We start from the raw sequence: 14,936 nt of genomic DNA, 5'->3' as shown, positions 1-14,936 counted from the left end.
CCGAAAGCCCGACATGGCGCCCCCGGTCCATGTACTGCCCGGGGGCTGTCATATTCGTGATCGTGCAATCACGCAGTGGTTCTCAAACCAATACTTGGCAGTAGTGCCCCTTGCGGAAAAACAGAACTTTCGTAAATGCAAAGGAGATGGAACCCAAATGACAGATTGGAAAAAGCTTGTGCTCGAGGAAATCGATAAACGGCAGGATGAACTGCTGGAGCTCTGCGCGCGGTTAATTCAGTTCCCTTCCGAAAATCCTCCCGGGGACTCGCGGGACATCAGCCAGTTCATCATGAACTATCTGAAGGAGGCGGGCATCGAAACAGCCGTCTATGAAGCTGAACCGAAGATGTGGAATCTTGTTTCCGATTACGGCTTGCCAGAAGCTGGCGGAAAACGGCTCATTTTCTGCGGCCATACGGACGTTGTGCCTGCGGGGGATCTGTCCCGCTGGGATTTTGACCCGTTCTGCGGCGAGATTCGCGACGGTTACCTGCTAGGACGCGGCGCATCGGATATGAAGGCAGGCCTTGGGGGTCTGATCTTTACAGTCGCTCTTCTATCCAAGCTAGGGGTTCCGCTGGATGGCTGCCTGTCGCTGCTGGTCGTGCCTGACGAGGAAACCGGTGGTCATCTCGGTGTGCCGTGGATGCTGGAACGCAAGCATATCGACGGAACGGCGGCTGTCATTGCCGAGCCATCAGGTCCGCAAAACCCGACGATTGGCCAGAAGGGCAGCTGCTGGTTTGAGTTTACAGTGGAGGGTACACCCGGACATGGCAGCCTGCAGCCGATCGCAGGCGAAAGCGCGATTCTGAAAGCGGCCCGGGGCATCGAAGCCCTGCAGCGGCTCTGGGAGATCAAACCCGACATTCCGGAGGAGGTCAAGGAAATGATTGAAATCTCCAAACGGTATGTAGCCGAGGAAAGAACGCCGGAGTATGGGCAAGCCTTTGACCATGTGACGGTCAACATCGGAACAATCCAGGGCGGAACCAAGGTCAATGTGGTGGCAGACCGCTGTACCGTGCAGGTCGATTCGCGTGTGCCGTTCGGGGTGGACTACCTGGATGTATTGGCCAGAGCGAAGGAGCTGCTGGCAGGGGTGGGCATCCATAGCGAGTTGAAGCAGTTTGGCTTCTTTGGAAATGCCAACTGGACGCCGCCGACCACGGACATCGTGCATGAACTGGTGGAATCGATTGCCGAAGTGAGCGGCAAGGAGGCGTATGGCGTGCTGCAGTGGGCGACCAGCGATGCGCGCGCATTCCGCAAGTACGACATTCCTGTCCTGCAGTATGGACCAGCCGAGCTGCCAACCATTCATAACTTCAATGAAAAAGCACCGGTGTGGCAGATCATTCAATCAGCCAAAGTATACGCGCTGACTGCACTGAAATATTTGGATGCCGGTAAATAAACAGCTGAAGCTTGAATATCGAACGAGCATCAGGCTAACAGAATACCCCAAATATTTTGATTATTTTGGAACAGGAGGGACGGAGATATGACCAAGCTGCTTGAGGTGACCGGCCTTCGCACGGAGTTCAAAACAGCCGCTGGCCTGATCAGGGCGGTGGATGGCGTCGATCTGGCGGTGGATAAAGGAGAGACCCTCGGGATCGTCGGCGAATCCGGCTGTGGCAAAAGCATCACATCCCTGTCCATTATGCAGCTCCTACCGAAAGGGCTGGGAAAGGTAGCCGCCGGTGAGATTCGCCTAGAGGGGGAGAACATGCTCGCCTTTTCGGAACAGAAAATGCGCCAAATCCGCGGCAACCGCATTGCCATGATCTTTCAGGAACCGATGACCTCGCTTAATCCGGTATTCCGGGTGGGCAAGCAAATTGCCGAGGCTGTGAGATATCATCAGGGAGTGGGCAAGAAGGAAGCGATGTCGCGCGCTGTGGAAATGCTGACCAAGGTCGGAATTCCCCGTCCCGAAAAGGTGGCCGTCTCTTATCCGCATGAGCTGTCCGGCGGGATGCGGCAGCGGGTGATGATCGCAATGGCCATGGTCTGCAATCCGAAGCTGCTTATCGCCGATGAGCCGACAACGGCGCTGGATGTGACCATTCAGGCGCAGATTCTGGATCTGATGAGAGAGCTGCAGCAGAAGGAAGGGACGTCCATCTTGATGATTACGCATGATCTCGGCGTAGTTGCGGAAATGTGTGACAGGGTGGTCATCATGTATGCCGGACAGGTCGTGGAGGAGACGGATGTGAAAACTCTGTTCAAAAATCCGCAGCATCCTTATACCAAAAGCCTGCTGGCATCTCTGCCGCAGCTCAACAGCGAGCAGGACCGGCTGGCCTCCATCCCGGGGCAGGTACCGAATCCGCTGGACATGCCGGAAGGCTGCAGATTTGCGCCGCGCTGCCAATTTGCCCAGGACATCTGCCGTGCCAACGCGCCTGAGCTGGAAGAAGTGGAAGCAGGGCATAAATGCCGCTGCTTGCTGCAGCAGGAGGGATATCATGAGCACACTGCTTGAGGTTCGCAATCTGAAGAAACATTATCCGATAAAAAAAGGCCTGTTTTCCAAACAGGTGGGAGCGGTCCGTGCCGTCGACGGCGTAACCTTGACGGTGCAGAAGGGAGAGACACTGGCTATTGTAGGTGAATCCGGCTGCGGCAAATCCACGACCGGGCGGGCGATTCTCAGGCTGATTGAGCCTACGGACGGCGAAATTCTATTTAACGGCACAGACGTGCGCAGTTTGAATCCCGAGCAATTGCGTAGATTCCGGACGGATATGCAAATGGTGTTCCAGGACCCTTTTGCCTCGCTTGATCCCAGATGGACGGTGCAGCAGGTGCTGGAGGAACCCTTGATCACCCATGAAAATTTAAGCAAAACGGAGCTTAAGCAGCGGGTTGACCAACTGCTGGAGGTCGTCGGACTGTCGTCCTATCATGCCGGGCGCTATCCCCATGAATTTTCCGGAGGACAGCGCCAGCGGATCGGCATTGCAAGAGCGCTCGCCCTGAATCCGAAATTCATCGTCTGCGATGAACCGGTATCTGCGCTGGACGTATCCATCCAGGCCCAGGTGCTGAACCTGATGAAGGATCTGCAGGAGCAGTACGACCTGACTTATATGTTCATCTCCCATGATCTTTCTGTCGTGAAATTCATTAGCGACCGGGTCGGCGTCATGTATTTGGGAAAATTGGTGGAGCTGGCGCCGACCAAGGAGATCTTCCAGGAGCCGCTGCATCCGTACACGAAAGCACTAATGTCCGCCGTTCCGGTTGCCGACCCGGAAGCGGATTTGCAGCGGATCGTCCTGAAGGGCGACGTGCCAAGCCCCGAGAACCCGCCAAAGGGCTGCGCGTTCCATAACCGCTGCCCGGCAGCTATGGACATTTGCAGCAAGATCCAGCCCGTATTTGCCGAGGCGGCTCGTGGACGGCAGGTTGCGTGTCATTTGTATCCTTCGTCCAATCCGGAATAAGTATATGGAACCTGACTTGAAGTCATCTCATTAGGAGATGGCTTTTTTGTTGCCCAAGAACAATTGGAGGTGAATCATGGAAATCAGGTTTCTTCCTACCGATCAAATCAACGAAGCAACCCACGGGTTGATTTTCAGTCAATCCATCTGGTTTATGTCAAACCGCAAGACCGCAAAGTAGGGGGAAATCATTTTTTTAGCGAACATATGTTTGTTTACCGATGGTAAAAGAGATATAATGAATTCATATTTATTCCTCACACTCTCATTTGGCAGAGATCAGGGAGAGAATACCGAAAGGAATCTGGAAATGATTTGTTACGGTTGTTTATTTAAATTTAATATACGTGATTAAGCCGATTTTTGTGTGAGCTCCTCATGCTTTTTTTCATTTTAAAAAAGGAGGGGTGTATGATGTATATACATATTATATCGTACATGGTATCATGAGAGCAGTTATTGAGTTTTATACCGAGCGTGATGGTACGAAACCTGTACTGATCTTCCTAAATGATCTGAAGGTTAAAAGCAAGACGAGCTATGAGGTCAAACAGCTTTACAAAATGGTGCTGCGTGGCCTTCTCTTTTTGCAGCAAGTCGGTGTACAACATGCTTTGGAGCATATTTCAACTCTTGAGCGTGAAGATGGCGTACCTTATTCCATTCAGTTAGTGAAGGAGTTGAAAGGTTACAGCCCTTTGTTGGAATTTCGAATCAATTGGAGATTCGTGGATGGGGCAACTCCGGGAGCGGCTCGAATTCTTTTTGTTAACTTGGAGCATGAATCGGTATTCTATCTGGTGTTAATACGGGCTGTCGTCAAGTCTAAAACGAAAGACCGCGTATTTGAGCAGCAAAGGGATGAGGCTTTTCGGCTCTTGCCTTCATTATTTCAAAACCCAGGACAGTATATTACGCTGTCTGGAGAGGAGAAATGATATGTCGAAGCTGCCGGGACAAGATTTTGAGGATTTTATGAAAGAGGCTCGTCAAGACCCTGAGATTTCTGCCTATTTAGACAGTTTTTCTGTCGCTGTTGGAAATGCAGTTTTGGCAAGGAGAACTGCTTTGGGATGGACGCAGCGTAAGTTAGCCGAGCAAGCTGGCACAACACAAGCGCGTATTTCTCAAATTGAAGCTGGGTTCGAAGGAGTTAAGATGGAGACACTCAATAAAGTGTTTAAAGCGTTGGGCTTAAAGCAGCTTACTTCTCTATTTACGGAAGAAGCTGTGGCGAGAGCTTGAAGGGTCGCTCCTTACGCAGGAGCGTGGATTGAAATCAAGAATCAGTTGGAGGGCAACAAGAAGGAGGTCCATTTTCGGTTGACAGCGCCAGCTTGCGTTTGAAGGGCACTATGCCACGAATCACGCAGCGCGGATATCGACCGGGATTTCGACAGCTATTCTCCGGACGAGCAGAAGCTGATTCTGAATTTTATTGCGCCAGGGATATTAGTGTGTTCGGCGATCTGAGTGCAATAAATCAACTATAAAGCGGCCGTTCAGGGAAGCACCTTGGACGGCCTTTTTCTATCAGACTTTTATACTAATTTTTCTATTAAAAGAAATTTTATATCGAATGTCACTACAATTTATTGATTGTTAATGTTAAGCTTTGAACATCCAATATATTCTATTAAATTGGATGTAATTCCTTTTCGTGAGATTGGAGGTGCCTCACGGGTCGTTGTCTGCATGCTTTCCCTATGATAAGAAGGAGGTAATTCCATGTCCATGTCGAGAGGAATCCGCACGTTATTTATTTCCATGATAGCCGCCACAATGCTTCTAACAACTACAGAAGAATCATTATCCGCTGCCGGTGCTAGTTCTGAAAGTACTTCCCCTTCAGTTTCTGCCTTGACGCCGGCGGATATGCCATCTTCACTCAGATCTTCTATTGAATGGGTTTGGAAAAATAGAATGGTCAAGGAAGGTTCTACCGTTAGAAGGAATCTGATATTCGATCAGATCTTCGCGGGAAAAGGAACCCTTAACTATGTGGTACGCTGGCAGTCCGACAAAGCGGTCACACTTCAACAGCGTAGAGATATCGCGGCCATGCTGCAGCGCCAGGTGGATAACTGGACCAAGCAACTTCAAGGCTATGACGGCTGGCCTTACGGCCAAATTCAAGTCAAAGTTGTAGGCTGGGCAGTTCCCAATGCGAATCAGATTCTGAATAAGCAGTCAAATGAAATTGTATACACGGATTATATCTTCGACGAATTGAGCAATACCGATCCGCGCATTCCCGCCAAGCTGCCTGTGGCGCCGAGCGCTTTGTCAAGATTTGAGCATTTTAACAACCCCAACTATCAATATCCTAGCGGCTTAGATAAGCGATTTGACATGTATCTTTGGGGGACTACCAACTTTGGTGGAGGAGCTGGCGGAGACTGGGGGCAGCGGATGTCCGAGGATTATATCCTCAGCACGGTTAACTCCAGTACGAACGTGATTGTCAGCCACGAAATAGGGCATGGCTTCGGCTTACCTGATTTTTATCAGCCTCAGGATCGTCCGCCGGGAGGTTTTCCTGTCCCAACCATTATGTGGGCCGGCAACTCCCAGGTGATCACGGATTGGGATGTATGGATGCTGCGTTATACGTGGAGCCAGATCAAGAATGAGTCTTCCCGGTTCCGGTTGTAAATCAAGCCGGAAATTTCATGTCTTTTGGTGGTTACGTTTCAGTTCAGGCAGCTGATCATTCAAACCCGACTGTTGATTCTTCTATATCTGCATTGGAAGGAGCGGTGACTATTACATTTACACTGGCAGGAGAGGATGGAGGGTAAAAGCCCTCATCCTCTTTTTATCGATCTCTTACTGTACGAAATCGTTCGCTTCATTGCCGCTATTTTGAAATAAGTGGAATTTCAATTTCTAATTCAGGAATGTATTCTACCTTAATGTTTCCATTGTCGTCGGTTTGGAACTGACTTTTACTGTTACCTTTGAATAAATATTTGTACGGTTTGATTGTTATGGATGGAGGAATGCTTTCAAAGGGTTCTAGTCGGGAATCTGTTATTAGTATATTTCCATTTGTCGCATTCCAGCCATTGCCGCTAATTATTTTTAACTTATTCCCTTGAGCATCCAAGATTTCGTAACCCAAAAGTGGGAGAGAAGAGCTGATTTTCATCCCCTCCGGCAGGGATATACGTGTCGTTATATTCGTTGTAATTGGTGTAATTTCAACTTTATCTACTTGGAAATGGATAATTTGAAAAGTTCGACTTATTGAAGGGGTTAGGACCACATTGTTTTTGGTATTTTTCTCAACCGGAACATTCAGGTTAAATGGCTCTTGAATACCATCCACTGATAAGCTTAACGTCATTTCAAATGTATCAGGAAATGCCTTCCCGCCCTGGTTATGCCGATCAGAAAACTCCAATATTGCACTATTATCGTCCTTAGCCGGTAAATAAAATATGTCAATGGAATTGCTTTTATCCTCTGGAGCAAAAGAATCAATAGGCTCCCCGTTTATCGAGATATCCACATTACTGATTAAATCATGCACACTGTTCTTTAAAAATTTCTCATCTAAAGTTTCACGTTCAATTCCGAGGGATACACGGGTGCCATCAAACATGGCTACCGGAAGCTTAAGTGTCAATCCATCATGAGTATCACTAGAATTTACTTTAGTGATTAATCCTTTTTCGTCGGCAACTTTTAAACCCAGATCACCCGCAAAGCGAAAGAGAGTGTCCATGCCGGGAATTTGTTTAATAGATGCGGCCATGGCCGGCGATATAAATCCGGTTCTCATGACCAGAAAAAACAGCAGCAGAACTGAAGCTGTGGTAAACATGGTTCTTTTCCATATGCTCTTTCGCAATAACTTTCTGTTTTCCCTTAATCCCTCACTTTCATAACGCTTCATCGTCTGTTCAACCAAATCTACTTGGATAGGCGTTTCTAAGATTAACTTTTTGAGTTGATGAATCTCTTTATCTTCCTGTTTAAAATGAGTGTTCATAGAATTCCTCTCCTTTTCCCATCTCTTTAATTAACTTTTTACGCAGTCGCTCAAATTTTTTTCGAACAGTCGACGATTTTAAGTCCATAATAGAAGCGATTTCGTCATAAGTGTATTCTTCAAGTGAACGTAACAAAAGAATTTGCCGTTCCTCAATATTAAGACGGTCTAAGCATTCATGGATGATATCTGTATACCCAACCTCTTTTTCCTGTTCTTTTTTCTTTCGGTATTCCAATAAAAGATTAAAACTTTTCTTCTTTTTCTTAATAAGATCTAAACAATGATGATAAGCTATCTTGTAAAGCCAGGCAGAAAATGAACCCGTATGGACATATTGATCAATTCTCACTAAACCCTTAATAAATATGTCTTGAGCTGCATCCTCAGCCTCCTCAACATTTTTTAACAAATAATAACAGTATAGAAATATCTGTTTTTGAAATTTTGCAATGATGAAGGTGTAAGCAGCTTTATCCCCCCTCTGTACTTCAACTAATACAGACGTGATCTCCGAATCGCCATTTTCAGTAGAACGATCCAACTTTTCCATTTCCTCTCCTCCTTCTGTCTGTATAACTGAAACGAATGGGGGTTTGTGACATCAGCACCAAAAACATTTTGCTTATTTGTATGAACAATGACGCTGCTCTGCCAACCGTACTCGGTAATACTGATTGATCAGTTCATCAAGCAGCATCGATTGCAGTAGCACACGTTCATCAAGAATGCCAAACTGTGACTGCAAGTCATGCAATTTCTGACGTTCCTTTTCAATCTGTTGCATGATCGCTGTCATCATGATTTTTGTTCCCTCCCTTGTTAGCTTTCAAGGTAAGGGGTTATGAAAAATTCTATCATCATATATTTTTGGAAAATATTGTGTCTTCGCTATGTCTATTTCATGTCTTTATTTTGCTATCAGCTTGTCCTTGCTTTGACTGTATCTACTGGATAATAGATGAAATAAAATCATATATAAAGATCGTGCCAAAAGCACAAGAAAAAACTTATAGACAGCAGAAATATGAATTCGGAACCCGGATTTTCGGCATTAATTTGATTAGGGAGGAGATTAGTGTGAATACATCAAGTCAGCCTGAAAAGTGAAAATTAAAAGGAACCTTAAGAAGTAGATTTATTTAATGATAAGGGGGTTAATTCAAAAATATGAGCTATTTATTTGGGATTGGTGAAAAAATCATCAATAAGCCGGCAAAACTCTTAGTTCTTGTCTCTTTGCTGTATTTTGTTGTAGGCAATTTTACCTCTAAAACAACGGTTAATGCCGCAGAATTTAGTGATACGTTAACAGATGGTTCAAAGGTGTACGCTGTAGCTAATGTTGGTGGTGTAAGCTTAATTCGTAATAATGTTTCAATACATTATTTTCCAATCGATGGTTTGTCAATTGAGATTCATTCTATAAGTGTGTCTGGAAATAATAGTATAAGTGTACGTGCGAGTTACATAGATGAAGTCTCCGGAAAGAGGAGGATTGGAACGAACTTGTATTACGACGATATCGTTTTAACCACCCCTGCACCCCCTGTAATAACTCCAAATATAAATTCACCGACAAACCAAGACATACGTATAACTCTATCTGGATATAGTAGCGGTTCTACCGTTCAGTACAAAATCGAGGCAAATGGTCAGTGGAATAAATATAGTAACCCGTTTGTTGTTATAAATAATTCAACTATTTATGCACGGATTTTTGACAAGTATGGCAATCAGAGTGGGGAGAGTACATACGTAATCAGCAATATTGATAAAACTCCACCAGGATCTCCTGTTATCAGCTATGCTCCTAGAGAAATTACAAACAGTGTTAATGTTTCAATTGCTTATTCATCCGATTCAGTAATCAAGCAATTTCGTCTTAATAGAGGAGAATGGTTGACCTATAACTCGGGAATCCAGGTCACAGATAATGGAACGGTTATAGAAGCACGAGCTATGGATAGTGCTGGTAATATATCAAGCTCCCAAGAAATTGTAATAAACAATTTAAATCGCCCTCCCGTAGCCATTAAACATATTCCTAACATCGCCCTTGAAGTTGATGAGGGGATTCAAAGTATTAATCTGTCTGAATATTTTATGGATCCGGAAAATCAAGTGCTTAATTATGTTGTTGATATCAAAAACTCTGGGTATGTCACAGTAACAATCAATAATAATGTGATGAAGTTACAGCCCATCAAGGCAGGTTCAGAGCCGATAAAGGTTAACCTTAACATTAAGGATACTCTGGGAAAATCTATTTCCCAAGAATTTAATATTACAGTGAAGGACAGTAAATATGCCGAGTTACTGAATAGAGCAACCTTGGCAGTAATTGAGGCTGAACAAAATAAGAGACAGCAAGATATCGACAACGCATGGCCATTGGTGAATCTGTTGCGTGAGCCCGAGAAGTCTGAATTTTCAAAAAGATTGGTTGCTGTACAAACAAGTCTGGACAATGACATTGCCTATGCCAAACAAGTTGCTGCTGCCACAGAAGCTGTTATTAAAGCAGAAAATTCACATGAATTGTCAGATATAAAGTCAGCCCGAGTTCTAGTAGCTGGTTTAAAAGAAGTGGATCAAAAACCATTATTGGATCGATTGAATAACATACAAATAATAGATACAACAAGTCCATCAAAACCACTGGCTCTAACTGCAAGCAATATTACTTCTACAAGCGTTTTGCTATCATGGGAAGCTTCCACTGATGATGTAGGAGTTGTGGGATATGATGTCTATGGAAATGATCAGTTGATTGGAGTTACCTCGGATTTAACATTTGAGGTTAATAATCTCGGTCCTCAGACCAATTACGTCTTCTATGTAAAAGCAAAGGATCAAGCTGGTAATTACTCTGCTGCGAGTAACAGTATCAGAAAGGGAGTTAGCAGGAGCTACTCGTACTATTACGACGCCTATGGAAGACTGGATTATGTTGAACTGGAAGGGATCAAGATTCTGGATTATGAATATGACAAGAACGGAAACCTCATTAAAATCATCAAACCGACCAATCCTTAATGAATTTGTATATTTTAAAAGTGAATAAGAATGGAGAGAAGATCCTTGAGGAAAAAAGTGGGTACGCGTAATATCGCTATATTATTGCTATTAGTTCTGTTTTTCAATACAGTGTGTGCCTATATTCCTAACATCGCGAGTGCTTCTGAGGCAACTGGCACATATGAACAAATGGCATCCCGTTTCGGAGTGTCTACTTCATTTATACAGAACGAACTGCAAAAAGGATACTCTGTAAATCAGATATATACCGCGCTTTTTCATGCAGAACAATCGAACAAAACTTATGAAGAAGCTGTGGAGGAACTGTTTCCTACGGAATTAAATCCATCAGAGACCGTCACGAGTGATGTTTATAATCGGTTGAGTACATCGCCCTCAGAAGACATCGTAATTTTTGATGTTACCGATGACGTCTATTCTAATGAAGCAGAGAATAATAGTTCTGTTATCGAGGATGTGTACTCGGCTAGAAATGCGAAACCGAATTCCTTACGAGCAATGGCCGATATACCCACACTGCCTCCAATAACAGAAGAAGCTCCGATTTACGATAAAACTTCGTTTAACGAAGCTCCCTACTCGGTAGCAAATGAAAAAGAAAACATTTCTACTCTTTCGGGTAACCTGAATGTGCAAAATTCTGATATGTCGCTGCCAGGGAGAAATGGTCTTGGATTTTCACTTACTCGGCAATACAATTCCAACGATGCCCAATTTTATGGCATGGGCGCTACATTAATTGATGCAAGTGAAGCAAAGCAAAATTTCTACGTCAGATTCTATGCATTTGAAAAGCCTATAATAAGACAATTTAAGGTGAGCTATAAGGAGAAAAAGTGGATTCAAGAAGACACTAATGGAGACGGGGTTGTTGATCGTAGTACATATGATCTCCCTTCCACAACAAAAGTTATAGGGACATATTCAACAATGGATGCTGCAAATCAGGCGGCAAGTAAAAAAATCACATATACGGTTCCTTCAGAATCAAGGGTAGAAACTGCCTCGAGAACAAGTAAAGACACATCAACTTTGCCAGAGTCAATTTACTACGATAATAATGGATTTACAGGTAATTTAACTAAAGATGGTTCTCCTTATGTAGTATCTGGCTCAAGTGAAGACTCGGATAGGCGATTTGAGTTTTATTCTTGCCGTTTTAATATAGCAGGCTATTACGATTCTTCAGGATATTTTCATCAGTTTGGTTCATCTGAAGATTGTTTTAGTGAGACATACAAATGGGATCAAGACGGATATAAAGGAGATCTACGTAAAGGAAATACATCTTATGATCCAGGAGGAACTTGTCCTGCTTATGCGCCTGAGAGAAAAGGGCAATTGTATTGCGGCACTAGTGGTACCACGAGTTATTCCGGAACGGTATATAAAGAAGGATATGATACAAGGGTTTGGGGACAAAAATACAGAGGTACGGTTACAAAATCCGGGTACACCAGTGATATTGGCTATGATGCTTGGATCGATAATGGGCAGGGTGGAAAGATAAGATACGCGTATACAGTCGATGGTTCACCCTGGATCGATAAACTTGAAACTGAAGGAACTGGAAATAAGGTTGTGAAACAGACCCAGATTTATTCTACAAAGGAAGAAGCTGAAAAATGGAGAGATTATATCAATAATAATCCCGGTTTAGATATAACTCCACAGGATAATTCCGGGAATCCAGAAACTAACTATCGTTATTATATTGCAGAAGGGGCAGAGCCCGTTGTAGTTGCCGTAACCGTTGAATACCAGCCCAAGTTTATTTATCAGAATACGACTCACCAACCCTTGGACGAGCAGCTTTTTCCATTAGGTAAAGGATGGACCTGGAAGCTCCCGTATGTAGAAACAAAGGATGACAAAAAGTATATTCATCTCCCAGAAGGCGGAAGCTATGAAATTGAGGGAGACCAGCTCAAGAATTATGACTGGAAGGGACTTACTTTTGCACCGGACGAGACTGTAAGCGTAAATGGTGAAGTGTCCGCTTATGTTCTAAAGTCAACAGACGCCAAGCAAAAACAATATTTCTCAAAAGACGGCAGATTACTGCAGATTTCAGATGCATATAACAACTTTATCCGGTTTTACTACGAACAAAATGCAACCTACAATCGCAAATTGTTGAGCAAAGTAGAGGATGCCACAGGCAATACAATAGAAATTTCGTATTCTCCGAGTGAGGTTACACTTGTTAAAGGAAATGAGACAGTTGTTTATAAAAAACATGCTGAACAAGGAATTGAGCTTCTGGATTCTGTAACGGATCCGGCTGGAAGGAAAACGACCTATTCATATAATTTGGCACCCGCAAAATTTAATCTAAGAGCATCACGTCCAGAAAGACAATTGTCGAACCCTTATGCACTGCTGACAAAAATACATCACCCTACCGGAGCGGCCACCGTTTATGCTTACGAGGATCAACCAGTAAAACGCTATATTGGCGGAAATTCAGTTAATGAGGTTTACCGCACGACCTCGCGTGTGGATCAAATTTTTTATACGAATAACCGCGTTGAGGAGTATAATCGTGAAACCATTCATTATAGCTCTGACATGGCAGCGACCTATGATAGTAATACAACCTTTTCAACAATTATTAACAATGGCTTAACGAATTCGACTTATAAATATAATAAAAAATATGTCGATTATTTTGCCGGTTCACAATATTACTTAGACCAGACAGTGGTTCAAGCAGGGGATATCGAGAAGGTAACCAGCTATCAGTATGATAAACAGGTGGAGGGCAAGTCGTATACGGCGCCTGTTCCAACGGTTACTACTTCGAGCAATAATCAAAATTCAGATCTATTTACTTCAAGTACGGTATATGATGATTACGGAAATGTTACAGAATCAACGGATGATAAGGGCTCAAAATCGTACAATACGTATGATGACAATCGCCTCGTTAAAGCAGCGGTAGAACCTCTTGACTCCAATACCACCGGCTATGTTGAGTTCGAACGGAATGAGAAAGGGGACATTGTTCAAACTACTGTTCGTGAGAACAATGCAAGCGGTAAATTGCTTCAAAAGGTTGAGCATGCCAACAGAGACTCGTATGGGAATGTAACCAAGCAAATTATTACGAATGACGATAAAACGGTTACGACTAATAGCGAGTACAGCAGTCAGTATGGTAATGCGTTCCCTACTCTGCAAAGTGTACAAGTTACAAATGCAGATGGAGATACTTCAACAATCACTAAAAAATTCAGCTATAACAAAATAACGGGGTTAGCCACTGCTTCAACAGACGGAAATGGCCGTGAAACCACTTATGAATACGACGAGCTTGGTCGTGTGATTAAAGTAACCTACCCGGATGGAAATAATATAGGTGCGTCTTATGATGACCAGGAAAATACAGTAACCGTAACTAATGAATTAGGAGTGAAGTCAAAAACTCGTTGGAATGCTCTTGGATGGAGCATTGAGGCCGGATTGTATGATGGTGCAGGGTATCAAGTTAAAACCAAGTCAGCCTACGATCACAATGGCAGACTTGTATCGAGTGAAGATGCATTAGGAAATCTCACTAGATATGCATATGATAATTTGGATCGTCTAACATCAACAACTTATCCGGATGGTTCAACGACCACAACCACTTACAACGATGCTCTGCGACAAATCATCGAAACCGACGGTGAGAATAACAACTTAATCAACACTCACGATAAGTGGAATAGAATTGAGACAACAGAAGAGAAAGCAGCTAACCAGGATAAAAGCACTGTTGTGGCGAAGTTTGAATACGATCGAATCAACGACCAGGTTTTAAAAGAACAGGATGCTCTGAATAACATTACTTTATAATGCTACATAGAAACTAGACAGTAAAAAAGGAGTATCTTAGTTGTATGAAGCCTACAAGAAGAAAGTTCACTCCCGAAGAAAAAGCGCGTCTAGTGCTGGGAATTTTGAAAGAAGAAAAGTCGGTTTCCCAGCTTGCATCTGAACATGGTATTCATACGAATGTCCTCAACCGGTGGAAGTCGGAAGCCATTCAAAACCTTTCACAATTGTTCGTAGACGATCGAAAAGTCATCACAAAAATGAAACAGGATTACGAACAGCAGATCAGCGAACTCTACGCCGAAGTTGGAAAGCTCTCCACACAATTGTCGTGGATTAAAAAAAAATCTGGCCTCTAATTGGTCACGAGAAGAACGGATGACCCTCCTGGATCGGCAGGATCGCGAGTTGGCGATGGCCACTCAAGCCGATTTACTAAGTCTCAATCGCAGCACACTGTACTATAAGCCGGTCCCTCCATCCCCGGAGGAAATACGCCTCAAGCACCGGATTGATGAGTTGTATACAGCGCATTCTTTTGCCTCCTCGCTAAATGATGTTGGTTTGAAAAGATAGAACTATGCCGATGCTAGGAATAAACTATGAAAATTCCGATG

Annotated in this window: 12 protein-coding genes and 2 pseudogenes; 10 read left to right on the top strand and 4 right to left on the bottom strand. The window is 43.9% G+C overall.

Annotated elements, in window-relative coordinates:
• Positions 1 to 157 precede the first annotated feature (157 nt).
• The 5 genes from ACE5LO_RS14265 (at position 158) to ACE5LO_RS14245 (ending at position 4,706) form a co-directional block, all read left to right on the top strand.
• Complete coding sequence (locus tag ACE5LO_RS14265; RefSeq protein ID WP_375520701.1) at positions 158 to 1,420, top strand: M20 family metallopeptidase; 1,263 nt, start codon at positions 158 to 160, stop codon at positions 1,418 to 1,420.
• Between the two features lie 87 nt (positions 1,421 to 1,507).
• The gene (locus ACE5LO_RS14260) at positions 1,508 to 2,497 is read left to right on the top strand and encodes an ABC transporter ATP-binding protein (protein ID WP_375520700.1); all 990 of its coding nucleotides are present in this window, start codon (positions 1,508 to 1,510) and stop codon (positions 2,495 to 2,497) included.
• Positions 2,481 to 3,461 (top strand): ABC transporter ATP-binding protein, encoded by a 981-nt coding sequence (locus ACE5LO_RS14255; RefSeq protein WP_375520699.1) that lies wholly within the window; start codon positions 2,481 to 2,483, stop codon positions 3,459 to 3,461. Before ACE5LO_RS14260 ends, ACE5LO_RS14255 begins: the two co-directional genes overlap by 17 nt.
• Before the next feature lie 407 nt (positions 3,462 to 3,868).
• Entirely contained in the window at positions 3,869 to 4,399 is a 531-nt protein-coding gene (locus ACE5LO_RS14250) for a hypothetical protein (protein WP_375520698.1), read from the top strand.
• A gap of 1 nt (position 4,400) precedes the next feature.
• Positions 4,401 to 4,706 (top strand): helix-turn-helix domain-containing protein, encoded by a 306-nt coding sequence (locus tag ACE5LO_RS14245; protein WP_375520697.1) that lies wholly within the window; start codon positions 4,401 to 4,403, stop codon positions 4,704 to 4,706.
• 347 nt (positions 4,707 to 5,053) lie between these two features.
• Here the strand turns inward: ACE5LO_RS14245 and ACE5LO_RS14240 are convergent, their stop codons facing one another.
• Positions 5,054 to 5,392 carry a hypothetical protein gene (locus ACE5LO_RS14240; protein WP_375520696.1) on the bottom strand — a complete coding sequence of 113 codons (339 nt, stop codon included), beginning with the start codon at positions 5,390 to 5,392 and terminating at the stop codon, positions 5,054 to 5,056.
• Here ACE5LO_RS14240 and ACE5LO_RS14235 point away from each other — a divergent pair.
• Positions 5,385 to 6,116: a dockerin gene (locus ACE5LO_RS14235; protein ID WP_375520695.1), complete on the top strand. Its 732-nt coding sequence runs from the start codon at positions 5,385 to 5,387 to the stop codon at positions 6,114 to 6,116. The two genes, ACE5LO_RS14240 and ACE5LO_RS14235, sit on opposite strands and share 8 nt — an antisense overlap.
• Before the next feature lie 205 nt (positions 6,117 to 6,321).
• Here ACE5LO_RS14235 and ACE5LO_RS14230 read toward each other — a convergent pair whose 3' ends face one another.
• The 3 genes from ACE5LO_RS14230 to ACE5LO_RS14220 form a co-directional block, all read right to left on the bottom strand.
• Complete coding sequence (locus tag ACE5LO_RS14230) at positions 6,322 to 7,458, bottom strand: DUF4179 domain-containing protein (RefSeq protein WP_375520694.1); 1,137 nt, start codon at positions 7,456 to 7,458, stop codon at positions 6,322 to 6,324.
• Positions 7,442 to 8,011, bottom strand: a complete 570-nt coding sequence (locus ACE5LO_RS14225) for an RNA polymerase sigma factor (RefSeq protein ID WP_375520693.1) — start codon at positions 8,009 to 8,011, stop codon at positions 7,442 to 7,444. Before ACE5LO_RS14225 ends, ACE5LO_RS14230 begins: the two co-directional genes overlap by 17 nt.
• 72 nt (positions 8,012 to 8,083) lie before the next feature.
• Positions 8,084 to 8,260: an aspartyl-phosphate phosphatase Spo0E family protein gene (locus ACE5LO_RS14220; RefSeq protein ID WP_375520692.1), complete on the bottom strand. Its 177-nt coding sequence runs from the start codon at positions 8,258 to 8,260 to the stop codon at positions 8,084 to 8,086.
• 368 nt (positions 8,261 to 8,628) lie between these two features.
• On the opposite strand from ACE5LO_RS14220, the gene ACE5LO_RS14215 reads away from it, so the two are divergent.
• The 4 genes and pseudogenes from ACE5LO_RS14215 to ACE5LO_RS14200 all read left to right on the top strand — a co-directional run.
• Positions 8,629 to 10,497: a fibronectin type III domain-containing protein gene (locus ACE5LO_RS14215; RefSeq protein WP_375520691.1), complete on the top strand. Its 1,869-nt coding sequence runs from the start codon at positions 8,629 to 8,631 to the stop codon at positions 10,495 to 10,497.
• A 45-nt stretch (positions 10,498 to 10,542) separates the two neighbouring features.
• Positions 10,543 to 14,340 (top strand): RHS repeat domain-containing protein, encoded by a 3,798-nt coding sequence (locus tag ACE5LO_RS14210; RefSeq protein WP_375520690.1) that lies wholly within the window; start codon positions 10,543 to 10,545, stop codon positions 14,338 to 14,340.
• Between the two features lie 44 nt (positions 14,341 to 14,384).
• Positions 14,385 to 14,573 (top strand): annotated as a pseudogene (locus tag ACE5LO_RS14205) (transposase); the annotation flags it as partial.
• Positions 14,574 to 14,591: 18 nt separating this feature from the next.
• Positions 14,592 to 14,868: pseudogene (locus ACE5LO_RS14200) on the top strand (IS3 family transposase); the annotation flags it as partial.
• Between the last annotated feature and the right edge of the window lie 68 nt (positions 14,869 to 14,936).

The sequence above is a fragment of the Paenibacillus medicaginis genome, assembly GCF_042138635.1.
In the GTDB taxonomy this organism is placed as follows: Bacteria; Bacillota; Bacilli; order Paenibacillales; family Paenibacillaceae; genus Paenibacillus; species Paenibacillus medicaginis.
The sequence above is the reverse complement of the archived record's forward strand: the minus strand, read 5'-3'. Positions and strand labels throughout refer to the sequence as shown.

Coding starts and splice junctions, on each gene's coding strand:
- ACE5LO_RS14225 (WP_375520693.1), bottom strand. CDS start 8,011: ATGGAAAAGTTGGATCGTTCTACTGAAAATGGCGATTCGGAGATCACG.
- ACE5LO_RS14235 (WP_375520695.1), top strand. CDS start 5,385: ATGGTCAAGGAAGGTTCTACCGTTAGAAGGAATCTGATATTCGATCAG.
- ACE5LO_RS14215 (WP_375520691.1), top strand. CDS start 8,629: ATGAGCTATTTATTTGGGATTGGTGAAAAAATCATCAATAAGCCGGCA.
- ACE5LO_RS14255 (WP_375520699.1), top strand. CDS start 2,481: ATGAGCACACTGCTTGAGGTTCGCAATCTGAAGAAACATTATCCGATA.
- ACE5LO_RS14265 (WP_375520701.1), top strand. CDS start 158: ATGACAGATTGGAAAAAGCTTGTGCTCGAGGAAATCGATAAACGGCAG.
- ACE5LO_RS14260 (WP_375520700.1), top strand. CDS start 1,508: ATGACCAAGCTGCTTGAGGTGACCGGCCTTCGCACGGAGTTCAAAACA.
- ACE5LO_RS14230 (WP_375520694.1), bottom strand. CDS start 7,458: ATGAACACTCATTTTAAACAGGAAGATAAAGAGATTCATCAACTCAAA.
- ACE5LO_RS14220 (WP_375520692.1), bottom strand. CDS start 8,260: ATGATGACAGCGATCATGCAACAGATTGAAAAGGAACGTCAGAAATTG.
- ACE5LO_RS14245 (WP_375520697.1), top strand. CDS start 4,401: ATGTCGAAGCTGCCGGGACAAGATTTTGAGGATTTTATGAAAGAGGCT.